Below are 23,050 nucleotides of genomic sequence, written 5' to 3'. Positions count from 1 at the left end.
GCTGGCCGCCGCGCCGGCCGTCGCGGGCAGCGCCAGCACCGACTGCTCGAGCACCGGGCCGGCGCGCGCCACCTCGGGCCGCGTGGCCAGGCGCTCGAACAGCGCTTCGTCGAAGCCGCCCTGCACGGCGCGCAGCTCCAGATCGGGCTGGCCGTTGATGCTGCGCACCGCCTGCGCAAACTCGTCCAGCGCCGAGGCGTTGATGGTGTGCACGGCAAAGGCCAGCGCCACGCCCAGCATCACGGCGCAGGCGGCGGCCGCGCTGCGCCAGGGGTGGTGGCGCAGTTCCTGCAGGGACCAGGTGCGAAGCAAGGCGAGCATGGGGCCATTGTGGCGCTGCAGCACGGCGGCAGCGCGCACGGCTCGCACGCCGCCCGGTTTGCGCTGCATCAACGCCACGGCACGCCACGGCTTGAACTCGCGCGGCGCGGCCTTACGTAAGAAAAAGGGGCTGGTGGCTAGCGGTCCTCGCCAATTTTTTCTTTGTTTCTAGCCATTACTGGAAGGAGCACTGTCATGAACGCATTGGTCGGCCGTGGTGGCCTGTTTGACGAATTTTTCAAGGACGTGAACCCGGGCTTCTATGTGCGCCCGCTGCACGGCGATCCGCTGCCCACGCCGGGCCAGATGAAGGTCGACGTGAAGGAAAACGACAGCGGATACACGGTCTGCGCCGAGGTGCCGGGCGTTCCCAAGGAGGACATCCAGGTCTCGGTCGAGGGCAACGTGGTCAGCCTGCGCGCCGAGGTGCGCCAGCAGGACCAGCAGACCGAGGGCGAGAAGGTGCTGCGTTCGGAGCGCTACTTCGGCGCCGTCGCGCGCAGCTTCCAGCTGCCGGCCGACATCGACGCCGCGCAGTGCAAGGCCAAGTACGACAACGGCGTGCTCACGCTGACGCTGCCCAAGAAGCAGGGCGGCAACGCGCAGCGCCTGTCCATCGAGTAAGGCGGCAGCGGGCGCGGCTTGCTAATTTGATAGCTGCCAGCGCAGGCTGGAAAAGCGTTTGAAGCACTTTTGACGTGATACAAGCGCCCCGGTGCGGCCATCGCCCCCGGGGCGTTTACGCGCCTGCAGCGCGGCCGCGTCAGGCCGGCGCAATGCCCTGGGCCGTGAGCCGCAGCACGCGGTCGGCGCGCGCTGCGGCCGCGTCCGAGTGCGTGACCAGCACCAGCGCGGCGCCGTGTTCGCGCGTCTGCGCCAGCAGCAGGTCGAGCGTGCGCCGCGCCGTGCCGGGGTCGAGGTTGCCGGTCGGCTCGTCGGCCAGCAGCAGGGCCGGGCGGTGCACCAGGGCGCGCGCAATGGCCACGCGCTGCAGCTGCCCGCCGCTGAGCTGCTGCGGCAGCCGCGCGCCCAGGTCGCCCAGGCCGACGGCGGCCAGCATCTGCTGCACGCGCGCCGCGTCGTTCTGGCCCAGCAGCATCAGCGGCAGGGCCACGTTCTGCGCCACGTCCAGGTGCGGCAGCACATGGAAGGCCTGGAACACGAAGCCGACGTGCGCGCGGCGCCACAGTGCGCGCGCGGTGCCGTCGAGCTGGGCCAGATCGGTGCTGCCGTGCACGATGCGCCCGCTGTCCCAATCGTCGAGCCCGGCCAGGCAGTTGAGCAGGGTGGACTTGCCCACGCCCGAGTCGCCGACGATGGCGACGAACTCGCCGGGCTGCACCGCAAAGCTCACGTCGGCAAACACCGGCGTGGCGCCGTAGTGCTTGGCCAGCGCCTGCACCTGCAGCACGGCCGGCGCCGCGCTCATGCGGGCCGCTCCAGCCGCTGCAGCACCGCCTGCACCAGCTGCGCCGTGGCGCCGGGCGCGTCGCAGGCCACCACGTGGCGCTGCGGCATGCTGCGCAGCCAGGTGACCTGGCGCTTGGCCAGCTGGCGCGTGGCGGCCAGGCCGCGTTCGCGCAGCCGAGCGAGGTCGAGTGCGGCGCCGGCCGGGCCGCTGGCCTGGGCCTCGAGCTCTTCCCACGCCTGGCGGTAGCCGACGCAGCGCATCGCGGGCAGGTCGGGGTGCAGGTCGCCGCGTGCGCGCAGGCCCTGCACCTCGTCGACAAAGCCTTCGGCCAGCATCGCGTCAAAGCGCAGCGCGATGCGCGCGTGCAGCCAGGCGCGGTCTTGCGGTTCCAATGAAAATAACGCTCCAGCGCTGATGGAGATTTCGCTGTTAGCTATGGTTTTTGAAGTGTGAAAGCTCGACAGCGGCCGGCCCGACACCTGCCATACCTCGAGCGCACGCTGGATGCGCTGGCTGTCGGCGGGCGCCAGGCGCGCGGCGGTCGCGGGGTCGACGCGCGCCAGCTCGGCGTGCAGCGCGGGCCAGCCGAGCTCGGCGGCGCGCGCTTCGAGCGTGGCGCGCACGGCAGGGTCGGCAGCGGGCATGTCGTCGATGCCATCGATCAGCGCCTTGAAATACAGCATGGTGCCACCGACCAGCAGCGGCAGCGCACCGCGCGCCCGGATCTCGGCGATCAGCCGCGTCGCGTCGTGCACGAATTCAGCGGCGCTGTAGGCCTGCAGCGGGTCGCGGATGTCGATCAGGTGGTGCGGCGCGGCAGCGCGCTCGGCCGGCGTGGGCTTGGCCGTGCCGATGTCCATGCCGCGGTACACCAGGGCCGAGTCGACGCTGACGATCTCGACCGGCAGGCGGGGCGCCAGCGCCGCGGCCACGGCCAATGCACCGGCGGTCTTGCCCGAGGCCGTGGGGCCGGCGATGGCAATGCAGGGCGGGGGCGGCGGCGTCATGGAGCGGCCACCGCAGCGGTGAGCGCCGAGAGGCCGGCAACGGAAACATCAGCCGCGAGCGCGGCACGAAAGGCGGTGAAAAAAGGCATGGCCGTTCGAGCGTAGCAGATGGCCCGCCGCCGCCAGCGTGCGCCCGCGCCGCCGCTTCAGCCGAGCTTTTTCAGCAGCGCATGGGCGGCAGGCTCCGACGAGGCAGGGTTCTGCCCGGTGATGAGCAGGCCATCGGTCAGCACATGCGGCTGCCAATCGCCGGCCTTCGAATAGTGCGCGCCCTGGCCCTTGAGCATGTCTTCGACCAGGAACGGAACGATGTGGGTCAGGCCGGCCGCTTCTTCCTCGGTGTTGGTGAAGCCCGTGACGTTCTTGCCGCGCACCACGGGCTGGCCTTCGGCCGTCTGGGCGTGGCGCAGCACGGCGGGCGCATGGCAGACGGCGGCGACCGGTTTGCCGGCGGCCAGCAGCTGCTCGATCAGCGCGATCGAGGCGCGGTCCTCAGCCAGGTCCCACAGCGGGCCGTGGCCGCCGGGGTAGAACACGGCATCGAAGCCACCGGCCGAGACGTCGGCAAGCTTGAGCGTATGGGCAAGGGCCTTCTGGGCGGCAGCGTCGGCCTTGAAACGGCGCGTGGCCTCGGTCTGCGCGCCCGGGTCGTCGCTCTTGGGGTCGAGCGGCGGTTGGCCGCCCTGGGGCGAGGCCAGCGTGACCTCGGCGCCCGCGTCCTGGAACACGTAATAGGGCGCGGCAAATTCTTCGAGCCAGAAGCCGGTCTTGTGGCCGGTGTTGCCCAGCGCACTGTGCGAGGTCAAAACCATCAGGATCTTTTTTGCCATGGTGCGGTGCCTTTCTGAAGCGGTGGGGGAAGTGGGAACGACGCCAAGATGGTGCGCCTGGCGCGGGCCGCACGCCGTAAGACAAACCGCCGAACGCATGCATGCCATGGCAGCGACACCGGCACAAAAAAAGGAGCCGAAGCTCCTTTTTGTGGCACGGCCGCAGGGCTGGCTCAGACCACGCCCTGCGCCAGCATGGCGTCGGCGACCTTGACGAAGCCGGCTACGTTGGCGCCGTCGATGTAGCTCACGCTGCCGTCGGCGCGCTGGCCGTGCTGGAGGCAGGCCGCGTGGATGCCCTGCATGATCATCAGCAGGCGCGCATCGACTTCCTCGGCGGTCCAGGAGAGGCGCATGGCGTTCTGGCTCATTTCCAGGCCCGAGGTGGCCACACCGCCGGCGTTGCTGGCCTTGCCGGGCGCGTAGAGCACGCCCGCGGCCTCGAAGGCCTTGGCCGCTTCGTTGGTCGAGGGCATGTTGGCGCCTTCGGCCACGCAGAGCACGCCATTGCGGATCAGCGTGGCGGCGTCTTTCTCGTCCAGCTCGTTCTGCGTGGCGCAGGGCAGGGCGACGTCGACCGGCACGTGCCAGGGACGCACGCCGGCTTCGAAGCGCGTGCCGGTGCGCTCGGCGTAGTCGCTGACGCGGCCGTACAGGTGGTTCTTGACTTCCATCAGGATGGCGAGTTTCTCGGGTGTGAAGCCCTCTTCGTCGATCACCGTGCCGCTCGAATCGGACACCGTCACCACCTTGGCGCCCATGGCCATGGCCTTTTCAATCGCGTACTGCGCGACGTTGCCGGCGCCCGAGACCGACACGCGCAGGCCGTCGAAGCTGCGGCCCTTTTGCTTGAGCATCTCCTGCGCGAAGTAGACCGTGCCGTAGCCCGTGGCCTCGGGGCGGATCAGCGAGCCGCCGAACGAGAGGCCCTTGCCGGTGAAGACGCAGTCGGCGCGGTTGCTGAGCTTCTTGTACATGCCGGCGATGAAGCCGACTTCGCGGCCACCCACGCCAATGTCGCCGGCCGGAACGTCGGTGTCGGCGCCGATGTGGCGGAAGAGTTCAGACGCAAAGGCCTGGCAGAAGCGCATCACTTCGCCGGGGCTCTTGCCCTTGGGATCGAAGTCCGAGCCGCCCTTGCCGCCGCCCATGGGCAGCGTGGTGAGCGCGTTCTTGAAGGTCTGCTCGAACGCCAGGAACTTCAGCACCGACAGGTTGACCGAGGGGTGGAAGCGCAGGCCGCCCTTGTAGGGGCCGATGGCCATGCTGTGCTGGATGCGGTAGCCACGGTTGACCTGCACGCTGCCGTGGTCGTCGGTCCAGCAGACGCGGAACATGACGGTGCGCTCGGGTTCGATCAGGCGCTCGAGCAGGCCGTGGTCGGCGTATTTTGGGTGCTTTTCAATGAAGGGCCACAGGCTTTCCATCACTTCGGTCACGGCTTGCAGGAACTCGGGCTGGCCGGGGTTGCGCTGGGCAACCTGTTCAAGGAATTGGCCTACGGACGCGTACTTCATAACAACGGGCTTTCTTCAAAAAAATCGGGATCGGGGGCACTGCAGCGCGAGATTATGCCAAAAAGTTATGCATTCATGCATAAGGCAGATTGTGCCGTTGCATTGCCGCAGCGCCGGAGGCAGCGGGAGCGCGGCCCTGCCGGCGCGGCGCCGATGGCGTGCCTGTGGGCCCGACCGGGCCACGGCTGCCCCAGGCAGTGGGTCTGCACGGCACGCGCCCATGAAAAAAACCCGCACGCAGCGGGTTTCTGGGGGAGCCACCGGGGCACTCAGCGCCCGCGCAGGAACAGCGCGTCGAGTTCGCGCATGCCCATCTGGCGCCAGGTGGGCCGGCCGTGGTTGCACTGGTCCGAGCGCTCGGTCACCTCCATCTGGCGCAACAGGGCGTTCATCTCGTCGAGCGTCAGGCGCCGGTTGGCGCGCACCGCGCCGTGGCAGGCCATGGTGCCCAGGATCTCGCTCTGCGCGCGCTGCACCACGGTGCTGGCGTCGTGCACGGCCAGCTCGGCCAGCACGCTGCGCGCCAGTTCGACCGCGTCGCCCTGGGCCAGGGTGGTCGGCACGGCGCGCACGGCCAGGGTCTTGGGCGAGAACGGCACGATTTCCAGGCCCAGCAGGGCCAGCGTGTCGGCGCAGGCCTCGGCGCAGGCCACTTCCTCGGCGGTGGCGGCAAAGGTCGCCGGAATCAGCAGCGGCTGGCTGGCGATGCGCGCGTTTTGATCGACCTGGGCCTTGAGCCGCTCGTACACGATGCGCTCGTGCGCAGCGTGCATGTCGACCAGCACCAGGCCCTGGGCGTTCTCGGCCAAGATGTAGACACCATGCAGCTGCGCCAGCGCACGGCCCAGAGGCCAGGTGGGGGCTGGAGCGGTGTTGTCTGGGGTTCCTGGCGCGGCGTCGGGTGCGGCGCTGGCCACGGCGGCACGAGGCTGCGCCGTGCCGGTGCTTTCGGGGGCGGCGCCGCCGCTGCCCGCGGCTGCGCGCCACAGCGGCGGCGCTGCGCTGGACGCGGCCGGGCTGCCCCACAGGGCCTGCAGGTCGTTCACGCGGTGGCCGCTGTTCTCATCAAAATGCATAGCTTCTTGCGCTTGCCAGACGGGCGTTTGAGGTCGATTTGACGCATATTCTGGCGTGGCAGACGGGGCGGCGGCGGGGCTGTGTTCTGCGGCCAGGGCCGCGGCCGCCAGCGCGGCAGCGCGCGGCGCCGCCAGGGCGTTTTCGACCGCGTGGCGCACGGCCTGGTGCACTTCGCGGCTGTCGCGAAAGCGCACCTCGATCTTGGTCGGGTGCACGTTCACGTCCACGCGCGCCGGGTCGATCTGCACATACAGCGCATACACCGGCTGGCGCTGGCCGTGCAGCACATCCTCGTAGGCGCTGCGCGCGGCGTGCGTGAGCACCTTGTCGCGCACGAAGCGGCCATTGACGTAGCTGTACTGCTGGTCGGCGCGCGAGCGCGCGGCGTCGGGCACGCCGGCACGCCCGGTCACGCTGACGCGGCCCACGCTGTACTGCACGGCCACCGACTGCGCGACGAAGTCTTCGCCCAGCACGTCGGCCAGGCGCCGCGCAAGTGCTTCCGCCAGGTCGCCGCCCGCGGCCAGCGTGGCGCGCCACTGCTCGACTAGCTTGCCCTCGTGCCAGATGGCAAAGCCGACGTCGGGGCGCGCCAGCGCATGGCGGCGCACCGATTCGATGCAGTGCGCCAGTTCGGTGGCATCGGACTTGAGGAACTTGCGCCGCGCCGGGGTGGAGAAGAACAGCTCTTTGACCTCGACCGTGGTGCCGGTGCTGCGCGCCACCGGGCGCAGCTCGCCGCTGCGCGCGTCGAGCAAAAAGGCGCTGGCCTGGTCGGCCGGGCGCGAGAGCAGCGCCATCTCCGAGACCGAGGCAATGGCCGCCAGGGCCTCGCCGCGAAAGCCCATCGTGGCCACGGTCTCCAGGTCGTGCAGGTCGGTGATCTTGCTGGTGGCGTGGCGGCGCAGCGCCACCGGCAGCTCGGCCTGGGCAATGCCGCCGCCATCGTCTTCGACCGCGATCAGGCGCACGCCGCCGGCCGACAGGCGCACGGTGACCTGGGTGGCGCCGGCGTCGAGCGCGTTGTCGACCAGTTCGCGCACGACGGAGGCGGGGCGCTCGACCACTTCGCCCGCCGCGATCTGGCTGATGAGTTCGTCGGGCAGGTCGCGGATGGGGCGGCGTGCGGGCGGGGCAGGGGCGGGTACGGGAGGGGTGGCGTTCACCGGGCCGATTTTAGGCGGGGCGTCGGCCGTGCCCGCCGCCGTCGCGGTGGCAGCAGGCCGCCGGCCCACAAAAAAGGCTGCCCGTGGGCAGCCTGGGTGAGCGAGGCGGCGCAGACCGTGCCGGTCAGCGCGGCAGCCGCATCAGCGGCGGCCGCGCCGGTTGTTGCGGTCGCTGTTCTTGCCCATCTCGTTGCCGATGAGCGCCCCGGCGGCTGCGCCGCCGACTGTGCCCAGGGTCGAGCCAAACAGGGCGTCGCCCACCACGCCACCGGCGACCGCGCCGACGCCGGTGCCAATCTGTGCGTTGGTCGGGTGGCTGGCGCAGCCGCCCAGGGCGAAGGCGGCGGTGACTGCGCAGACGGTGCTGAGAATTTTGTGTTTCATATTGATTCCTCTTGGTATGGATGGAACTGCATGCCGTGCGGGTCGCATGGCTTGGGGCATACCTGGGCGTTGCCCCTGCAGTCCATGACCAGACTATTGCTGAAAATCCGGCGGTCCCCTGTGTGGTGTGTGTAGATATTTATAGCTATATGTAACAAACACGCGGCGATCGCGAGCCCGTGTAGCTATCGGAAAGGGCATGTATCCGGTGGCGCGCCCGGGCCCGCTGCCGCCCGGGTGTGCTCGCGCTGCTCCAGCGCCTGGCCCATGGCGGCGCGCATTACATTACGGGCCTTGCCCAGCGCGGCGATCGGTGCCGCGTCGGAGCCGATTCGGAAGGACCTTCTCTTGGAAATCATTGCGTTTTTGATCGACTTCATCCTGCATGTCGACAAGCACCTGGAGGCCTTCGTCGTGGCCTACGGGCCCTGGGTCTATGCGCTGCTGTTTGCGATCGTGTTCGTGGAGACCGGCCTGGTGGTGATGCCGTTTTTGCCGGGCGATTCGCTGCTGTTCATCGTGGGGGCGCTCAGCGGCGCGGGGCTGATGAGCTTTCCGGTCGCCTGTGCGGTGCTGCTGGTGGCGGCGGTGCTCGGCGACCAGTGCAACTACAGCATCGGCCGCTATTTCGGGCCCAAGGTGTTCCAGTGGGAGAGTTCGCGCTGGTTCAACCGCCGCGCCTTCGATCAGGCGCATGCGTTTTACGAGCGCTATGGCGGCATCACCATCGTGCTGGCGCGCTTCATGCCGTTCATCCGCACCTTTGCGCCCTTCGTGGCCGGCGTGGCGGCCATGGACAGGGGCAAGTTCACGGCCTTCAATGTCGGCGGCGCCGTGCTGTGGGTGCTCGGGATCTGCAGCGCCGGCTATTTCTTTGGCAACTTCGCCTGGGTCCAGCGCCATCTGGACAAGGTCATCTGGGCGATGATCTTTATCCCGGGTTTCATTGCGATCCTTGGCGCCTGGCGCGCGGGCCGCGCCGAGCGCATCGGCCGCACACGCTGACAGGCGCAGGGCGCACCGGTCCGGTGTCGTCCTGCGCCTAAAGGCATCCGGGGGTTCAGCGACGACGGTCGCGGTCCTTGCCCAGCTCGTTGCCGATGAGCGCCCCGGCGGCCGCACCGCCCACGGTGCCCAGCGTGCTGCCGCCGCCGATGGCATTGCCGGCCACGCCGCCGATCACGGCGCCCGCGCCGGTGCCGATCTGTGCATTGGTGGGGTTCGATGAGCAGGCGCCCAGGGCGAGTGCCGCTGCGCAGCTGCCTGCAATCAGAAAATGTCGGATGGTCATGGCAAAAGTCCTTTCAGTGGTCTGTGCAAGGCCGGTGGTGCGGAGCGCACCGTGGCTTGGCGTGTGAACTCCACTGTGCCTGCGGCGCCCGGCGGGAGGCGTAGTCCGGTGGGGGCAAGGCCTGTCAGACAAGGCCGCCCACGGCGCCAGGGTCTGCTGCTAGCGACCCGGCCAGGCAGAGGGTGGACCGCAGTGCTGCGTCTTTCCCGAGCGCGTGGGTGCATGGCCTGGCAGGTGCACGACATCGCCAGTGCGCGCAGCTTGCCGTCCGGCGATATCCTTCCCGTGGCGCTAAAGCGAGCGGCTGCGCGCCAGCGGCGGGTTCTTGGCAAAGTAGCGCGTGATGCCGCGCATCAGCGCATCGGCCAGCTGCTCCTGGTAGGCGCTGCTGCGCAGCTTCGCCTCTTCCTCGGGGTTGCTGATGAAGGCGGTCTCGACCAGCACGCTGGGGATGTCGGGCGCCTTGAGCACCGCAAAGCCGGCCTGCTCGACGCGCGGCTTGTGCAGCTTGGCCATGCCGCCGATCTCGCCCAGCAGCACGCTGCCGAGCTTGAGGCTGTCGTTGATCTGCGCCGTGGTGCTCATGTCGAGCAGGGCGCGCTGCACATGCTGGTCCTTGGCGCGCACATTGATGCCGCCGACCAGATCGGCCTGGTTTTCCTTGTTCGCAAGCCAGCGCGCGGCGGTGCTCGAGGCGCCGCTCTGGCTGAGCGCGAACACGCTGGCGCCGCGCGCGCTGGGCGTGGTGAACGCGTCGGCGTGGATGCTGACGAACAGGTCGGCCTGCACGCGCTGGGCCTTTTGCACGCGCGTGCCCAGCGGCACGAAATAGTCGCCATCGCGCGTGAGGTAGGCGCGCATGGGGTTGCCGCCCACGGTGGTGGCATTGATGCGATCGCGCAGCAGGTGGGCCACCTTGAGCACCACGTCTTTCTCGCGCGTGCCGCTGGGGCCGATGGCGCCGGGGTCTTCGCCGCCGTGCCCGGGGTCGAGCGCAACGATGATGATCCGGTCGGTGCGCTGGGAGGTCGCGGCGAGGGCGGGCTGGAGGGGCGCGGCGGGCGCTGCCGCTGTTTGCGTGGGCGGCGCTGCGGGTGCCGCCGGCGCAGCGGCGGGGCGCGCCGTTTGCCGTGCGATCAGTTCGCCCAGCGGGTCGGGGGCGCCGGGCGTGGCCGGTGCAGCAGTGCCCGCGTGCGCCATCGCCACGCCCGGGGGGGCTGCGGGCTCGCGTAACCGCTCGGCGATCAGCGCTTCGAGCGGGTCCACGGGCTCGGCCGGGTACAGGTCGAACACCAGGCGGTGCTGGTAGGCGGCCACCGGCGGCAGCGTGAACACCTGGGGCAGGGCGGCGCGTTTGAGGTCGATTACCAGCCGCACCACGCCGGGAGCGTTCTGGCCGACGCGGATGCCCGCGATGTTGGGGTCGTCCGAGCGCAGTTGGGCCACCAGCTCGCGCAGCGCGGGGTTGAGCTCGATGCCCTCGATGTCCACGGCCAGGCGCGGCGGCGTGGCGACGAAGAACTGCTTGGCACTGAGGGCGCCGTCGGACTCGATGGTCACGCGCGAATACTCGGGCGCAGGCCAGATGCGCACGGCCATGATGGTGGCACCGCGCGCAATCTGCTGCGCACCGAGCAGCAGCACCAGGCTGCCGGCCTGCAGCATGGCGCGGCGCGACGGCGTGCGCAGCGGGGTCTGTGAAGGAGGAAAGGGGAGGGTCATGCGTCCATTCCGTGCAACAGTTGGCGCCCGCGGGCGGTGTGCGCTTGCAGCGTCACGCACCGCTCGTGGTCGTCCAGTGCTTCAATGTGGATAGCAATATCCGCAGGCGGGATAAGGGCTGCAGCCTTTTGCGGCCATTCTGCCAGCTTGAGGCCGGGGCCCGCGAAGATGTCCCTAAAACCCGCATCTTCCCATTCGCGCGGATCGCTGAAGCGGTAGAAGTCAAAGTGCCAGATGGCCAGGCCCGGCGCCTCGTGGGGTTCGACCACGGCGTAGGTCGGGCTCTTGATGCGGCCCGTCACGCCGAGCGCGCGCAGCAGGTGGCGCACCAGCGTGGTCTTGCCCGCGCCCAGCTCGCCGTGCAGCGTGATGAAGGCGTCGGCCAGCAGGGGCTGTGCGGCCAGCTGGCGGGCGAAAGCGGCGGTATCGTCCTCGCTGTGCCAGGTGGCTTTGCGCAGGTCGTGCGCGGGGGCGCTTTCTACAATCGGGCGATGGTGGTGTGCAGCAGTCAACTCGTTCCTCAAATTCAGCAGTGGGCGCGCGAACTGGGATTTTCCCAAATTGGCGTGGCCGGCGTGGACCTGTCCGCCGCCGAACCCGGATTGGTGCAGTGGCTGGCGCAGGGGTTCCATGGCGAGATGCATTACATGGCGGCGCACGGCCTGAAACGCGCACGCCCGGCCGAACTGGTGCCAGGCACGGTGAGCGTGGTCACGGCGCGCATGGACTACCTGCCGCGCGAGACGCCCCCCGGCTGGCAGGCGGTGGAGTTTGCGCGCTTGGCGGATGCGGCGCAAGGCGCGGTGTCGGTCTATGCCCGGGGGCGCGATTACCACAAGGTGCTGCGCGCGCGCCTGCAAAAGCTCTGTGACCGCATCGCGCAGGAGGTCGGGCCGCTGGGCCACCGCGTGTTCACCGATTCGGCGCCGGTGCTCGAAGCCGAGCTGGCGGCGCGCAGCGGTCAGGGCTGGCGCGGAAAGCACACCCTGGTGCTGAGCCGCGACGCGGGCTCGATGTTCTTCCTGGGCGAGATCTATGTCGACATGGTGCTGGCGCCCACGCCGCCCGTGAGCGCGCACTGCGGCAGCTGCCAGGCATGCATCGACGTCTGCCCCACGCAGGCCATCGTGGCCCCCTACCGGCTTGATGCGCGCCGCTGCATCTCCTACCTGACCATCGAGCACGGCGGGCCGATTCCGCTCGAACTGCGCCCGCTCATCGGCAACCGCGTCTACGGCTGCGACGACTGCCAGCTGGTCTGCCCCTGGAACAAATATGCGCAGGCCAGCCGCCTGCCCGACTTCGATGCGCGCGCCGGCCTGTCGGGCCAGCAGCTGGTGCAGCTGTTCGCGTGGGACGAAGCGGCCTTTCTGCGCCTGACCGAGGGCGGCCCGATCCGCCGCATCGGCCACGAGCGCTGGCTGCGCAACGTGGCCGTGGCGCTGGGCAATGCGCTGCGCGCCACGGGCAGCGCCGAGGTGCGCGCGGCGCTGCTCTCGCGCGCCGACGACCCCAGTGCGCTGGTGCGCGAGCACGTGGCCTGGGCTTTAAGCCAAAATGGTCTCTAGCCCTTTCTGGATAAGCGCAGGCAGCTACTAAAGTAATAGCTTCCGTGGGCATGCGGTGCACCGCGCCGCGCGCTGGCAGCGCGGACGCGCTCACATCTCGATGTCGAGCTTTTCAACCATTTCCTTCCAGCGCTTTTGCTCGCCCTCTACAAAAGCGACGAAGTCGGCGCCGGTTTTCAAGGTCGGAGAGGCGCCTACATCCTTGATCGACTTGACGAATTCCGGCTTGACGTAGATCTTCGCCAGGGCCTTGTTGAGGTCATCGACCATGGCTTTGTCGCTTCCCTTGGGCAGCCAGAAGCCAAACCAGGAGATCACTTCATAGCCCTTGAAGCCTGACTCGTCCATGGTGGGGATGCCCGTGGCCTGGTGCGATCGCTCCTTGCTGGTCACGGCCAGACCGCGCAGCTTGCCGGACTGCACCTGGGGCAGGATGCTGGAGATATTGTCAAAAACGAAATCAATCTGGCCACCGAGCAGGTCCATGTTCGCCGGGTTTGCGCCCTTGTAGGGGATGTGGGTCACCTGCATTTCAGGGCGCATCATCGCCATGGTCTCCGCAGACAGGTGTGCCGACGAGCCGGTGCCTGCCGAGCCGAAGGTGAGATTGCGTTTTTTCCCCTCGGCCGCCAAGTCCTCGACCGACTGGATGTTCGACTTGGCATTGACGGCCAGCATGTTCTGCAAGCTCAGCACCATGGCCACGGGCGTGAAGTCCGTCTTGGCGTTGTAGTTGATGTTCTTGTAGAGATAGGGGTTGATGGCGTGCGTACTGATCGTCCCGAGGAAGATGCTCCGAGTGTTTTTTGGCAGCCTGGAGAAGGCGGCCGCACCGACGCTGCCGCCAGCGCCCGGACGGTTTTCAACGATGACCGGGACGCCCAGCTCCTGGTTGAGCTCTCTGGCAACAATTCGGGCAAAGGAATCGCTGGCGCCGCCTGGGGTGAACGGGACAACGATCGTGTACGGAGCGGAAGACGCACTGGCAGCCAGAACCACCGTGCCGAGGGCCACGCCGGTGAGAAATTTCTTCAACATCATGCTTCTTCCTTCTTGAAGACATTCTTCATCAGGGCCGCTTTGGGCTGGGTAAACACTTCCTTGACCATCGGGGCAAAAAACTCCACTGGGTAAAACTTGGCATCCTGGTCGAACGCAGGTGCGTCGTACTTTTCGCAGAAGTCGATCGTGTACTGGTAGTGGTCCTGGTCCCGGAACTGCTCGCGTTTGCCGGGCGGCAGCCCAATGTGGTGGCCGTAGTAGTGCGACTGAAAGACGCCGTGGTACTTGACCATGTTGTAGTTGAGCTCAGACACGAAGGGCTGCAGCAGCGTGGCTGCGTACTCCGGGTGGTTGAAGCTGCCCAGCGTGTCGCCGATGTCGTGCAGCAAGGCGCAGACGACGTATTCGGTATCGCGGCCATCGTCGAAGGCCAGGGAGGCGGTCTGCAAGGAATGCGTCAGCCGGTCCACGGGAAAGCCCGCGAAGTCGCCGGCCAGTTCCATCAGATGCTTCATGATGCGCTCGTGCAGTTGGAACTTGTAGGGCGTGAGCACAGCAACGATCTTTTCCCAATCCTCCTTGCTGCTGTGTTGGATGTTTTTGAAATTTGTCAAAGCTTCATTCACCGAAATCTCCTAAGAAGAACTTGATAAAATATATTTGATAATTTATAAAACAGTGTTGGTGTAAACCCCAGTAAGGGTGCTGGAGAGAGCTGCATGACCATTGAAAATATCGACTTGACGGCGCGTGTTTTTACGCATATCCGCGACGCCATCACCGCCGGGAAGTACGAGCAAGGCACGCCGATGAAGCTGCCTCAGCTGTCCAAGGAGCTGGGCGTGAGCCAGACGCCGATCCGAGAGGCGCTGATCCGCCTGGCTGAAAAGGAATACCTGGAAAAAGCGGGGTCCAGGTCCTACGTGATCCGTGCTGTGTCCAAGCAGCAGTACTTCAAGCTGTCGGAAATTCGCGCCGAACTGGAGGCCAGCATCATCCAGCAGATCCTCAAAGAGGAGCTTCCCTTCAATTTGAGCGGGTGGCAGGACATCTATGACCTGCAGGCGGAGGCCATGGAGTCCGGCGACTACGAGCAAGGACTCATCCTCAACCGAAACTTCCATGGCTATTACCTGAGCCAGTCCAACATTCCCCAGGTGGCAGAGTTCGTTGAGAACATTTGTGTCATCGCCGGCCCCATACTCCACAGCCTCAAGGGAAACCGCTTCACCACAGACAAGGACAAGCACTTTCACGCCCACATGCTCAAGGCGTTCGAGAAGCGTGATCCGGTCATGGCGGCAGACGCCGTGAGAAGCGACATCATGGTCAATGCCGAGCGGATCTGCAGCCTGATGCGCCATTGACGCGCCCTGACTGGCAGGGAACCCCGCACGAGCGTTCCAGGGAAAACCGGACCAAACCCTTGCTGGGTCAGCGCAAGAAGCTATCCAAACAGTAGCAACCGCCAGCCCTCAGCGCAGCAGGCCCAGCGCCAGCGGCAGGCTCGCCAGCCCGAGCACCGTGGACACCGTCACCAGCCCCGCCACATAGGGGCCGTTGTAGCCCATGCGCGCCGCGAGCACGTAGCACGACGAGGCCGTCGGCAAGGCCGAGAACGCGAGCAGCACGGTGGTCTGTACCGCGTCGAGCTGCAGCGCGCGCGCAATCGCCCACGCGCACAGCGGCTGCAGCAGGTGGCGGATCGAGAGCACGGAGGCCGACAGCGCCTTGCTGCGCGTGAGCAGGCCAAACTGCATGCCCGCGCCCGCGGCCATCAGGCCCAGCGCCAGCGAGGCCGCGCCGATGCGCTGGACGGTGGGCTCGATCCAGCCTGGGATCTGCAGGCCCAGCAGGTTGCAGGCCAGCGCCGTGGCCGTGGCGACGATCAGCGGGTTGCGCAGCAGCTCGCGCGCAAAGCTGTGCTGCCCTTGCCGCGCCATCGGCCAGACCGCGGCCACGTTGAGCAGCGGCACGCACACGCCGATCAGCACGGCAATCATCTGCAGCCCCTGGGGTCCGGCCAGGCGCTCGGCCAGCGCCAGGCCGATGAACGAATTGAAGCGGAACGCCACCTGCGCGCTGGCCGCATGGTCGCGCAGGTCCAGGCGCCGCCCGATCCAGGGAATGCGCGGCAGCGAGTAGGCCAGCGCAATGCCCGCCAGGCTCAACAAAATGCCCGCGGCCATCAGCCCCGAGGCCGCGCCCGGGTCGATCGGGCTCTTGAGGATGGACCGGAACAGCAGCACCGGAAACAGCAGGTAGTACACCAGGCTCTCTACGGGCTGCCAGACGGAGCGGTTGAGGGCCGTGTAGCGGCTGATCAGGTAGCCGCACAGGATCAGGGAGAAATCGGGGAAGAGGAGCTGCGCGTAATTCACGGCGTGCAGGATACCGTGCGGGCATGCGCTGGCGCGGCAGCGCAGCTGCGCGTGGGCCGGCGCGGTCGCCCTGCGGCGCCCCTCCTGCGGGTTTTTCCGGAGAGGGAAACTGCGCCTGGCCCGGCGATCGGCGACCTGCAGCGCTTAGGATCAAAGGTCTTTTTTGCACACATCCGGAGACCGTCTACATGCACCCGAAAAACTGGCTGGGCCTGGCCCTGGCTCTCGCCGCTGGCACCACCCTGGCCCAGGGCTATCCCAACAAGGTCATCAAGCTGCAGGTGCCTTTTGCGCCGGGCGGCACCACCGACATCATCGCCCGCGTGATCGCCGACCCGCTGGGCCGCGCGCTGGGGCAGAGCGTGATCGTGGAAAACAAGTCCGGCGGCGGCGGCATCGTGGGCGCCAACGAAACGGCCAAGTCCGCGGCCGATGGCTACACCCTGGGCGTGGCCACGGTCTCGACCACGGCGGCCAACCCGGCCATCAACCCCAAGACGCCGTACAACCCGCTGACCGACTTCACGCCCATCATCAACATCGCGGCCACGCCCAACATCATCGCGGTCAACCCGAACTTTCCGGCCAAGGACTACAAGTCCTTCCTCGCCGAAGTGAAAAAGAACCCCGGCAAATACTCGTTCGCCTCGTCGGGCACGGGCGGCATCGCGCACCTGCAGATGGAGCTGTACAAGAACCTGAGCGGCACCTTCATCACGCACATCCCCTACCGCGGCTCGGGCCCTGCGCTCAACGACACGGTCGCGGGCCAGGTGCCAATCATTTTCGACAACCTGCCGTCGACCCTGGCCTTTGTGCGCGACAAGCGCCTGGTGCCCATCGTGGTGGCCGCGCCGCAGCGCGTGGCCGCCCTGCCCGACGTGCCCACCTTCAAGGAAGTGGGTCTGGAGCCGGTGAACCGCATGGCCTACTACGGCATCGTCGGACCCAAGGGCCTGCCCAAGGAGGTCGTGGACAAGGTCAATGCCGCCGTGCGCAAGGCGCTTGAAGAGCCTGCCGTGCGCAAACGCATCGAGGACACCGGCTCGATCATCATCGGCAATACGCCCGAGCAGTTCAGCGAGCAGATCAAGGCCGAATTCGCGGTCTACAAAAAAGTGGTCGACGAGCAAAAGCTCGCCATCGACTGAGCCTTGCCGGCGCCCGCCGGCCCCGGCCCGGTTCGCAGGGGCGGCCGGGCTTTTTGTTTTGCCAAGGTGTTTACATGTTGCCCGCCAGCCAGACCGCCATCGACAGCTTTGTGGACACCCTCTGGCTCGAGGACGGCCTGTCGCGCAACACGCTGGCCGCCTACCGCCGCGACCTGGCGCTGTACGCCCAGTGGCTGGCCATGCAACCCCAGCCGCTGGCGCTGGACGACACGGCCGAGCCGCATCTGCAGGCCTATTTCGCGGCGCGCCACGAAGACACCCGTGCCACCACCGCCAACCGGCGCCTGACCGTGCTGCGCCGCTACTTCCACTGGGCGCTGCGCGAGCAGCGCATCGGCGCCGATCCCACCGTGCGCCTGCTGGCCGCGCGCCAGCCGCCGCGCATTCCCAAGACGCTGTCGCAGGCGCAGGTCGAAGCCCTGCTGCAAGCGCCCGATGCCGCCACCGCCCTGGGCCTGCGCGACCGCGCGATGCTGGAGCTGATGTACGCCAGCGGCCTGCGCGTGACCGAGCTGGTGACGCTCAAGACCTACCAGCTGGGCATGGCCGAATGCGTGCTGCGGGTCATCGGCAAAGGCGACAAGGAGCGCTTGGTGCCGTTTGGCCAGGAGGCCCACGCCTGGATCGAGCGCTACCTGCGCGAAGCGCGCAGTGCCATTCTGGGCGGGCAGCAGACCGATGACCTGTTTGTGACCGCGCGCGGTGCGGGCATGACGCGCGTGATGTTCTGGATGCTGGTGAAGAAGTACGCGCTCGCCGCCGGTATCACGGCGCCGCTGTCGCCGCACACGCTGCGCCATGCTTTCGCCACGCACCTGCTCAACCACGGTGCAGACCTGCGCGTCGTGCAATTGCTGCTGGGCCATGCCGACATCTCCACCACCACCATCTACACCCATGTCGCGCGCGAGCGCCTCAAAGCACTGCATGCCCAGCACCACCCGCGCGGGTAGGCCGGGCCGCGCGCCGCGGGCCCGGCTGCCCCTCATTTTTGTGACCACCAGAGGAGACAAAGCATGAAGAAAATACTGATCGCCGCGACATTGCTGGGCGCTGCCGGCTTGGCCCTCGCCCAGGCGTGGCCGCAGGCCAAGCCCATCCGGCTGCTGGTGGGCTATACCCCCGGTGGGGGCATCGACTTTGCCGCGCGCACGGTGCAGATCCCGCTGCAGGAAGCGCTCAAGCAGCAGATCGTGATCGAGTACAAGCCGGGGGCTGGCGGCACGATCGCTGCGAGCGAACTGGCGCGCACGCCGGCCGACGGCTACACGCTGCTCCTGGCCAACACCGGCCCGTTCGCGATCGCCCCCTACCTGCAGCAGAAGATGCCCTACGACCCGGTCAAGCAGTTCAGCTACGTGGGGCAGATCAGCCAGGGCAGCTACATCGCGGTCACGCGGCCCGACCACCCCGCCAGGAACCTGCAGGATTTCGTGGCCTGGGCACGTGCCAACGCCGGCAAGGTCAATTTCGCCTCTGGCGGCGCCGGCACCTCGACCCATCTCAATGGCGAGCTCATGAACCAGGTCACGGGGCTGGACATGACACATGTGCCCTACAAGGGCAGCGCGCCTGCGGTGCAGGAACTGATCGGCGGGCAGACGCAGATCCTGATCGACGCGGGCAGCGTGCTGCTGCCGCAGATCAAGGGCGGCAAGCTCAAGGCCCTGGCCGTTACGGGCCCGAAGCGCGATCCCCAGCTGCCCGACGTGCCGACGGTGCGTGAGCTGGGGCTGGGCGGCATGGAATCGGTCGGCTTCCAGGGCTTGGTCGGGCCGGCCGGATTGCCGCCCGAAGTGGTCGAACGGCTGTCGGCCGAACTGGCCAAGGTGCTGGCCCAGCCTGAACTCAAGGCCAAGTTCGCCACCGCCGGGGCCGAGGTGCATGCGCTGGGTGCGCGCGAATTCGCGGGTTTCGTGAAGGCCGACAACGAAAAATGGGCCAAGCTGATCAAGGAGCGCAAGCTGCAGCTGGACTGAGGCGCGCGGGCTGGCCGTGCCCGCACGCTGCGAAGGGCCCGCGCCCTGGGAAAAGGGCGCGCCAGGTCGACCGCCCGAACGGCGGGCCGTTTATTCCTCGCCCAGGTTCTCGGCCCAGGTCAGGGCCTGCAGGTGGGCCCAGTTGACCTGGCGGTTGGACAGGTGCAGCAGCTCGGCATTGTGCGCAAAAGTCGCTTCGTCCCCGGTTTCGCAGGCGATGGTGAGCGCCAGGAACGGCGCGAACACGCCGCTGTGGTGCAGCAGCGCATCGACCACGGGCTGGGGCAGCGCGACCGATTCGAGCGCCTTTTCCAGGGGCACGCCGAGCATGGTGTCGAGCAGCGAAAACACACCGACGACGAACGCGTTGTCGCATTCCTCGGGCGGCAACAGCTCGGCCGCCAGCAGCTCCATGAGCCGCCCGCGCACCACCGCCGTGGTGCCCACGGCCGGCGGCGTGCCGCCGGCGCGCGACGTGGTCAGCAGCAGCGCGGCCCAGCGGAACAGTTTCTTGAGGCCCAGGATCATCACCGCATGGCGGAACGAGGTGACTTCGCACGACAGGCCAAATCCCGACGAGTTGATGAAACGCAGCAGGTTGAACGAGAGCGTGGGGTCCTTCTTGAGCAGGTCCTCGATCTCGGCCGTGCTGGCCTGCTTGCGCACCAGGTTGATGAGCTGGATGACGGTGGCCTGCGAGGGGCGGATGGTCTGCGCCTTGACCAGGGACGGCCGGGCAAACCAGTAGCCCTGGAAGAGCTTGACGCCCAGGCCGGCCATCAGCTGGTGCTGCTCGGCGCTTTCGACCTTTTCGGCCACGATCGCAGCCTGGGTGTGGGCGCGCGCAAACTTCACCAGGGCTTCGGCTAGCTCGGGCCTGAAGGCCGTCATGTCGAGCTTGATGAACGAGGCCAGCGGCAGCCAGGACGCGTAGGGGCGGCGCAGCACCTGTTGGTTGAAGGCCAGGCGAAAGCCGCGCTTGCGCAGGCCGTCGAGCGCGGCGATGCGGCCCTCGATCTCTTCGGGCGTGGCCTCATGGGCCAGCGTGGGCACCTCCAGCACCACCTTCTCGGGGTGGATCAGCTCCAGGTGGCCGCCGGCCAGGCTCTCGTGCGTGCAGTTGATGAACACCGTCTTCTTGCCCACCAAGGCTTCGGTGCCCGCATACGAGAGCGCATTGAACAGCAGGGCCGCGTCGCTGGCGGCGGTGTGGGCGTGGGTGGCGGTGGAGCGGTCAAACAGCTCGTAGCCGTAGACCGCACGCTGCTCGTCCAGGATGGCCTGGCGCGCGATCACGGCCACGTTGTCGGATTCGGCCACTGCGCTGTTGTCGGCGCCATGGATGGGGGCAAGGGATTCGGGGGAGAAGGTGCTGGACATGGCTCGGGCGCAGGGGTGGGGCTTTGATTCTAGGCGGCGGGGCGGGCGGCCCTGTCAGTCGCTGACGTGGTCGGCCCAGGCCAGGGCCTGCAGATGGGCGCCGTTGATTTGCGCGCTGCTCAGGTGCAGCATGCCTGCCGCGCTGTCAAACGCCGCATCGTCATTGGACTCGCAGGCCTGCGCCAGTCGCAGCAGCTGGCCGAGCGTGCCCTCGTGGCGCAGCAGCGCAGCTTCGACGTTGTCGCCCACGCTCAGCAGGTTCAGTGCCGATGCCATCGGCAGGCCCAGCATGGTGTCGAGCAGTGAGAAGATGCCGACGACAAAGGCCTGGTCGGCCTCGTCCTGCGACATGGTCTCCAGCGCCAGCAGTTCCATCAGCCGGCCGCGCACCACGGCGGTGTGGCCCACCGACGAGGGCGTGCCGCCAGCGCGCGAGGTGGTCAGCAGCAGCGCGGCCCAGCGGAACAGCTTCTTGAGGCCCAGCAGCATCACCGCCTGGCGGAACGAGGTGATCTCGCGCGTGAGGCCGAAGCCCGAGGAGTTGATGAGCCGCATCAGGTTGAAGGCCAGGCCCGCGTCCTTCTTGAGCACTTCCTCGATCTCGTCGGTGCTGGCCTGCTGGCGCACCAGGTTGATGAGCCCGAGGATGCTGGCCTGCGCCGGCGTCACCAGCTTGGCGTGCACCAGGGCAGGGCGCGCGAACCAGTACCCCTGGAACAGCTGCACGCCCTGGCTCGATACCGTGTCGTACTGCTGCGCGGTCTCCACTTTCTCGGCGATCAGTTCGGCCTTGGAGTGGCGCTGGGCATAGCGGATCAGCACCGCCAGCTGATCGGCCGCCAGCAGCGACAGGTCGAGCTTGATGTAGTCGGCCAGCGGCAGCCACGCGGCATAGGCGGACTGCAGCACCGTGTGGTTGAACGCGAGGTGAAAGCCGCGCTCGCGCAGCTGCGCGAGGATGGGCAGGCGCGCGCCCACCTCTTGCGTGGCGACATGGCCCAGCGGCGGGATCTCCAGCACCACCTTGTCGGGGTCGACGAGTTCGAGGTGGCCGCCGGCCAGGCTTTCGTGCGTGCAGTTGACGAAGATGAGCTTCTTGCCCACCAGCTCGTCGGTGCCGGCGTGCGAGAGCGCGGTGAAGACCAGTGCGACGTCGGTGGCCGCCGTGTGCGTGGGGCCGGTGCGCGACCGGTTGAACAGCTCGTAGCCGATCACGGCCTGCTGCGCGTTCACGATGGCCTGGCGGGCAATCAGGGCCACGGAGGACTGGCCAGCGTCTGGCGAAAGTGTGTAGGGAATCCCGGTGGCGGGGGTGCTCGGCATGTTCAGTGGCTTCAATCGGGTGGGGGCAGGGGTGCGGGCTATTTTAGGAAGGATCGGTGGACCGGCAGGGGCGCGCGCGTCAGCCGTGCTGCAGCCATTGCAGCTCGGCTTCGCTGAAGCCGGCCAGGCGCCGCGCCGCCTCGTTGAACGGCGGCTTGGGGCGCGGCGCCTCGTAGCGTTGTACCAGAGTCGCGTAATGCGGCTCGGGCTCCAGCCCTTCGCGGGCGCACAGCCAGCGGTACCAGTGGTTGCCGATGGCGACATGGCCCACTTCCTCGCGCAGGATGGTGTCCAGGATGTCGGCGGCGGCCAGCGCGTCGGGCGTGCCCACCTGGCGGAGCTTGCGCTGGATGAGCGGCGTGGCGTCCAGCCCGCGTGCCTCGAGCGTGCGCGGCACCAGCGCCATGCGCGCGACGATGTCGTGCTGGGTTTTTTCGCACATGGTCCACAGGCCCTGGTGGGCCGGAAAGTCGCCGTAGTCGTGCCCCATGCTGCGCAGGTGGGCGCGCAGCAGGTTGAAATGCTGGGCCTCTTCCGCGGCCACGCGCAGCCAGTCGAGGTAATAGGCGCGCGGCATGCCGCCAAAGCGCCAGATGGCATCGAGCGCCAGGTTGATGGCATTGAACTCGATGTGCGCAATGGCGTGGATGAGCACCGCCCGCCCTTCCAGCGTGGCGGGCGAGCGCCGTGCCACCTCGGTGTGGCGCAGCAGCGCCGGGCGCGCGGGGCGGCCCGGCAGGGCCTGCGCATCGGTGGGCGCCGCCGGCGCCTGCTCTGCTATTGAATAAAGAGCTGCTTGCGCATGTGTGTCAAGGGCTGAGGCTGCTTTTTGCTCAGGGTCTGCAAGGCACAAGACCTGCAAGGCGCGGTGGCGAAGTTCCATCCCTACAATTGTAGGAAAACCCTGGGGCCACGGATTCTGCCGTGCCAGGGCGGCTTTTTTCGCCTTTCAAGACAGGACAGGTCCATGGCAATTTATGAACTCGATGGGGTCGCCCCGACCCTGGCTGCGACGGCCTGGGTGGCCGACAGCGCGCAGGTGATGGGCAACGTGGAGCTGGGCAGCGACGCCAGCGTGTGGTTCGGCGCCGTGGTGCGCGGCGACACGGAGTGCATCCGCATCGGCGCGGGCTCGAACATCCAGGATGCCAGCGTGCTGCACGCCGACGTGGGGCAGCCGATGGTGGTGGGCGAGCGCGTGACCGTGGGCCACAAGGTGGTGCTGCACGGCTGCACCATCGGCGACGAGTCGCTGATCGGCATTGGCGCCGTGGTGCTCAATGGCGCCAAAATCGGCAAGAACTGCCTTGTGGGCGCGGGCGCCCTGGTCACCGAAGGCAAGGAATTCCCCGACGGCTCGATGATCATCGGCAGCCCCGCCAAGGCGGTGCGCCAGCTCACGCCCGAGCAGATCGAGGGCCTGCGCCAGAGCGCCCAGCACTACATCGACAACGCGCGGCGCTTCCAAAGCGGCCTGCGCAACACCGGCTGAACGCGGCCGCTTCATTCCAGGAAACCC

Annotated in this window: 23 protein-coding genes and 1 pseudogene; 8 read left to right on the top strand and 16 right to left on the bottom strand. The window is 67.8% G+C overall.

Annotated elements, in window-relative coordinates:
- Positions 1-321 (bottom strand): annotated as a pseudogene (locus B2J89_RS12145) (ABC transporter permease); the annotation flags it as partial.
- Positions 322-516: 195 nt separating this feature from the next.
- On the opposite strand from B2J89_RS12145, the gene B2J89_RS12140 reads away from it, so the two are divergent.
- Positions 517-945 (top strand): Hsp20/alpha crystallin family protein, encoded by a 429-nt coding sequence (locus tag B2J89_RS12140; protein WP_169169348.1) that lies wholly within the window; start codon positions 517-519, stop codon positions 943-945.
- Between the two features lie 139 nt (positions 946-1,084).
- Here the strand turns inward: B2J89_RS12140 and B2J89_RS12135 are convergent, their stop codons facing one another.
- The 6 genes from B2J89_RS12135 to B2J89_RS12110 form a co-directional block, all read right to left on the bottom strand.
- Positions 1,085-1,750 (bottom strand): ABC transporter ATP-binding protein, encoded by a 666-nt coding sequence (locus B2J89_RS12135; protein WP_169169347.1) that lies wholly within the window; start codon positions 1,748-1,750, stop codon positions 1,085-1,087.
- Positions 1,747-2,739, bottom strand: a complete 993-nt coding sequence (miaA, locus tag B2J89_RS12130; RefSeq protein ID WP_169169346.1) for a tRNA (adenosine(37)-N6)-dimethylallyltransferase MiaA — start codon at positions 2,737-2,739, stop codon at positions 1,747-1,749. Before miaA ends, B2J89_RS12135 begins: the two co-directional genes overlap by 4 nt.
- A gap of 146 nt (positions 2,740-2,885) precedes the next feature.
- The gene (locus B2J89_RS12125) at positions 2,886-3,569 is read right to left on the bottom strand and encodes a type 1 glutamine amidotransferase domain-containing protein (RefSeq protein WP_169169345.1); all 684 of its coding nucleotides are present in this window, start codon (positions 3,567-3,569) and stop codon (positions 2,886-2,888) included.
- 173 nt (positions 3,570-3,742) lie between these two features.
- Positions 3,743-5,086 carry an NADP-specific glutamate dehydrogenase gene (gene gdhA / locus B2J89_RS12120; RefSeq protein ID WP_169169344.1) on the bottom strand — a complete coding sequence of 448 codons (1,344 nt, stop codon included), beginning with the start codon at positions 5,084-5,086 and terminating at the stop codon, positions 3,743-3,745.
- Between the two features lie 269 nt (positions 5,087-5,355).
- A complete protein-coding gene (gene mutL, locus B2J89_RS12115; RefSeq protein ID WP_169169343.1) occupies positions 5,356-7,329 on the bottom strand; it encodes a DNA mismatch repair endonuclease MutL in 1,974 nt (657 codons plus the stop codon).
- A 141-nt stretch (positions 7,330-7,470) separates the two neighbouring features.
- Positions 7,471-7,713 carry a glycine zipper 2TM domain-containing protein gene (locus tag B2J89_RS12110; RefSeq protein WP_169169342.1) on the bottom strand — a complete coding sequence of 81 codons (243 nt, stop codon included), beginning with the start codon at positions 7,711-7,713 and terminating at the stop codon, positions 7,471-7,473.
- Positions 7,714-8,061: 348 nt separating this feature from the next.
- Here B2J89_RS12110 and B2J89_RS12105 point away from each other — a divergent pair, with 348 nt between their 5' ends.
- Positions 8,062-8,718 (top strand): DedA family protein, encoded by a 657-nt coding sequence (locus B2J89_RS12105; RefSeq protein WP_169169341.1) that lies wholly within the window; start codon positions 8,062-8,064, stop codon positions 8,716-8,718.
- Positions 8,719-8,773: 55 nt separating this feature from the next.
- Here B2J89_RS12105 and B2J89_RS12100 read toward each other — a convergent pair whose 3' ends face one another.
- The 3 genes from B2J89_RS12100 to tsaE form a co-directional block, all read right to left on the bottom strand.
- Positions 8,774-9,004, bottom strand: coding sequence for a glycine zipper 2TM domain-containing protein (locus tag B2J89_RS12100; RefSeq protein ID WP_169169340.1), 231 nt, complete (start codon positions 9,002-9,004; stop codon positions 8,774-8,776).
- A 291-nt stretch (positions 9,005-9,295) separates the two neighbouring features.
- Positions 9,296-10,726, bottom strand: a complete 1,431-nt coding sequence (locus B2J89_RS12095; RefSeq protein ID WP_169169339.1) for an N-acetylmuramoyl-L-alanine amidase — start codon at positions 10,724-10,726, stop codon at positions 9,296-9,298.
- Positions 10,723-11,238 carry a tRNA (adenosine(37)-N6)-threonylcarbamoyltransferase complex ATPase subunit type 1 TsaE gene (tsaE, locus tag B2J89_RS12090; RefSeq protein ID WP_169169338.1) on the bottom strand — a complete coding sequence of 172 codons (516 nt, stop codon included), beginning with the start codon at positions 11,236-11,238 and terminating at the stop codon, positions 10,723-10,725. The genes B2J89_RS12095 and tsaE overlap by 4 nt, the downstream gene beginning before the upstream one ends.
- Positions 11,239-11,250: 12 nt before the next feature.
- On the opposite strand from tsaE, the gene queG reads away from it, so the two are divergent.
- Positions 11,251-12,294, top strand: coding sequence for a tRNA epoxyqueuosine(34) reductase QueG (gene queG / locus B2J89_RS12085; protein ID WP_169169350.1), 1,044 nt, complete (start codon positions 11,251-11,253; stop codon positions 12,292-12,294).
- Between the two features lie 90 nt (positions 12,295-12,384).
- Here queG and B2J89_RS12080 read toward each other — a convergent pair whose 3' ends face one another.
- Together B2J89_RS12080 and B2J89_RS12075 are read right to left on the bottom strand one after the other, a co-directional pair.
- Positions 12,385-13,335 (bottom strand): tripartite tricarboxylate transporter substrate binding protein, encoded by a 951-nt coding sequence (locus B2J89_RS12080; RefSeq protein WP_169169337.1) that lies wholly within the window; start codon positions 13,333-13,335, stop codon positions 12,385-12,387.
- A complete protein-coding gene (locus B2J89_RS12075) occupies positions 13,332-13,922 on the bottom strand; it encodes an HD domain-containing protein (RefSeq protein WP_371809065.1) in 591 nt (196 codons plus the stop codon). Before B2J89_RS12075 ends, B2J89_RS12080 begins: the two co-directional genes overlap by 4 nt.
- A gap of 93 nt (positions 13,923-14,015) precedes the next feature.
- On the opposite strand from B2J89_RS12075, the gene B2J89_RS12070 reads away from it, so the two are divergent.
- The gene (locus B2J89_RS12070; RefSeq protein WP_169169336.1) at positions 14,016-14,663 is read left to right on the top strand and encodes a GntR family transcriptional regulator; all 648 of its coding nucleotides are present in this window, start codon (positions 14,016-14,018) and stop codon (positions 14,661-14,663) included.
- A gap of 108 nt (positions 14,664-14,771) precedes the next feature.
- On the opposite strand, the gene B2J89_RS12065 is transcribed toward B2J89_RS12070, so the two are convergent.
- Entirely contained in the window at positions 14,772-15,677 is a 906-nt protein-coding gene (locus tag B2J89_RS12065; RefSeq protein ID WP_169169335.1) for an AEC family transporter, read from the bottom strand.
- Positions 15,678-15,865: 188 nt separating this feature from the next.
- Between B2J89_RS12065 and B2J89_RS12060 the strand changes: the two genes are divergently transcribed.
- From B2J89_RS12060 to B2J89_RS12050, 3 genes are all read left to right on the top strand, one after another.
- Positions 15,866-16,828, top strand: a complete 963-nt coding sequence (locus B2J89_RS12060) for a tripartite tricarboxylate transporter substrate binding protein BugE (RefSeq protein ID WP_169169334.1) — start codon at positions 15,866-15,868, stop codon at positions 16,826-16,828.
- A 74-nt stretch (positions 16,829-16,902) separates the two neighbouring features.
- On the top strand, positions 16,903-17,802 hold the full coding sequence (xerD, locus tag B2J89_RS12055; RefSeq protein WP_169169333.1) for a site-specific tyrosine recombinase XerD: 900 nt from the start codon (positions 16,903-16,905) through the stop codon (positions 17,800-17,802).
- A 63-nt stretch (positions 17,803-17,865) separates the two neighbouring features.
- Positions 17,866-18,828 (top strand): tripartite tricarboxylate transporter substrate binding protein, encoded by a 963-nt coding sequence (locus tag B2J89_RS12050; protein WP_169169332.1) that lies wholly within the window; start codon positions 17,866-17,868, stop codon positions 18,826-18,828.
- Between the two features lie 90 nt (positions 18,829-18,918).
- Here the strand turns inward: B2J89_RS12050 and B2J89_RS12045 are convergent, their stop codons facing one another.
- From B2J89_RS12045 to B2J89_RS12035, 3 genes are all read right to left on the bottom strand, one after another.
- A complete protein-coding gene (locus B2J89_RS12045; RefSeq protein ID WP_169169331.1) occupies positions 18,919-20,208 on the bottom strand; it encodes an EAL and HDOD domain-containing protein in 1,290 nt (429 codons plus the stop codon).
- 54 nt (positions 20,209-20,262) lie between these two features.
- Positions 20,263-21,531, bottom strand: a complete 1,269-nt coding sequence (locus B2J89_RS12040) for an EAL and HDOD domain-containing protein (protein WP_169169330.1) — start codon at positions 21,529-21,531, stop codon at positions 20,263-20,265.
- A 79-nt stretch (positions 21,532-21,610) separates the two neighbouring features.
- The gene (locus B2J89_RS12035) at positions 21,611-22,414 is read right to left on the bottom strand and encodes a ferritin-like domain-containing protein (protein WP_169169329.1); all 804 of its coding nucleotides are present in this window, start codon (positions 22,412-22,414) and stop codon (positions 21,611-21,613) included.
- Positions 22,415-22,498: 84 nt separating this feature from the next.
- On the opposite strand from B2J89_RS12035, the gene B2J89_RS12030 reads away from it, so the two are divergent.
- On the top strand, positions 22,499-23,023 hold the full coding sequence (locus B2J89_RS12030) for a gamma carbonic anhydrase family protein (RefSeq protein ID WP_169169328.1): 525 nt from the start codon (positions 22,499-22,501) through the stop codon (positions 23,021-23,023).
- Positions 23,024-23,050 lie beyond the last annotated feature (27 nt).

Source organism: Acidovorax sp. SRB_24 (assembly GCF_012931925.1).
Note: the sequence above shows the minus strand (reverse complement) of the source record. Positions and strands in the feature narration are given on the sequence as shown.

What these genes read in the sequence shown, in the direction of transcription:
- B2J89_RS12035 (WP_169169329.1), bottom strand. Translation starts at nt 22,414, where the DNA reads ATGGAACTTCGCCACCGCGCCTTGCAGGTCTTGTGCCTTGCAGACCCT.
- gdhA (WP_169169344.1), bottom strand. Translation starts at nt 5,086, where the DNA reads ATGAAGTACGCGTCCGTAGGCCAATTCCTTGAACAGGTTGCCCAGCGC.
- B2J89_RS12045 (WP_169169331.1), bottom strand. Translation starts at nt 20,208, where the DNA reads ATGTCCAGCACCTTCTCCCCCGAATCCCTTGCCCCCATCCATGGCGCC.
- B2J89_RS12110 (WP_169169342.1), bottom strand. Translation starts at nt 7,713, where the DNA reads ATGAAACACAAAATTCTCAGCACCGTCTGCGCAGTCACCGCCGCCTTC.
- B2J89_RS12135 (WP_169169347.1), bottom strand. Translation starts at nt 1,750, where the DNA reads ATGAGCGCGGCGCCGGCCGTGCTGCAGGTGCAGGCGCTGGCCAAGCAC.
- B2J89_RS12050 (WP_169169332.1), top strand. Translation starts at nt 17,866, where the DNA reads ATGAAGAAAATACTGATCGCCGCGACATTGCTGGGCGCTGCCGGCTTG.
- B2J89_RS12125 (WP_169169345.1), bottom strand. Translation starts at nt 3,569, where the DNA reads ATGGCAAAAAAGATCCTGATGGTTTTGACCTCGCACAGTGCGCTGGGC.
- B2J89_RS12140 (WP_169169348.1), top strand. Translation starts at nt 517, where the DNA reads ATGAACGCATTGGTCGGCCGTGGTGGCCTGTTTGACGAATTTTTCAAG.
- B2J89_RS12100 (WP_169169340.1), bottom strand. Translation starts at nt 9,004, where the DNA reads ATGACCATCCGACATTTTCTGATTGCAGGCAGCTGCGCAGCGGCACTC.
- B2J89_RS12080 (WP_169169337.1), bottom strand. Translation starts at nt 13,335, where the DNA reads ATGATGTTGAAGAAATTTCTCACCGGCGTGGCCCTCGGCACGGTGGTT.
- xerD (WP_169169333.1), top strand. Translation starts at nt 16,903, where the DNA reads ATGTTGCCCGCCAGCCAGACCGCCATCGACAGCTTTGTGGACACCCTC.
- B2J89_RS12030 (WP_169169328.1), top strand. Translation starts at nt 22,499, where the DNA reads ATGGCAATTTATGAACTCGATGGGGTCGCCCCGACCCTGGCTGCGACG.
- B2J89_RS12060 (WP_169169334.1), top strand. Translation starts at nt 15,866, where the DNA reads ATGCACCCGAAAAACTGGCTGGGCCTGGCCCTGGCTCTCGCCGCTGGC.
- miaA (WP_169169346.1), bottom strand. Translation starts at nt 2,739, where the DNA reads ATGACGCCGCCGCCCCCGCCCTGCATTGCCATCGCCGGCCCCACGGCC.
- B2J89_RS12040 (WP_169169330.1), bottom strand. Translation starts at nt 21,531, where the DNA reads ATGCCGAGCACCCCCGCCACCGGGATTCCCTACACACTTTCGCCAGAC.
- B2J89_RS12070 (WP_169169336.1), top strand. Translation starts at nt 14,016, where the DNA reads ATGACCATTGAAAATATCGACTTGACGGCGCGTGTTTTTACGCATATC.
- B2J89_RS12095 (WP_169169339.1), bottom strand. Translation starts at nt 10,726, where the DNA reads ATGACCCTCCCCTTTCCTCCTTCACAGACCCCGCTGCGCACGCCGTCG.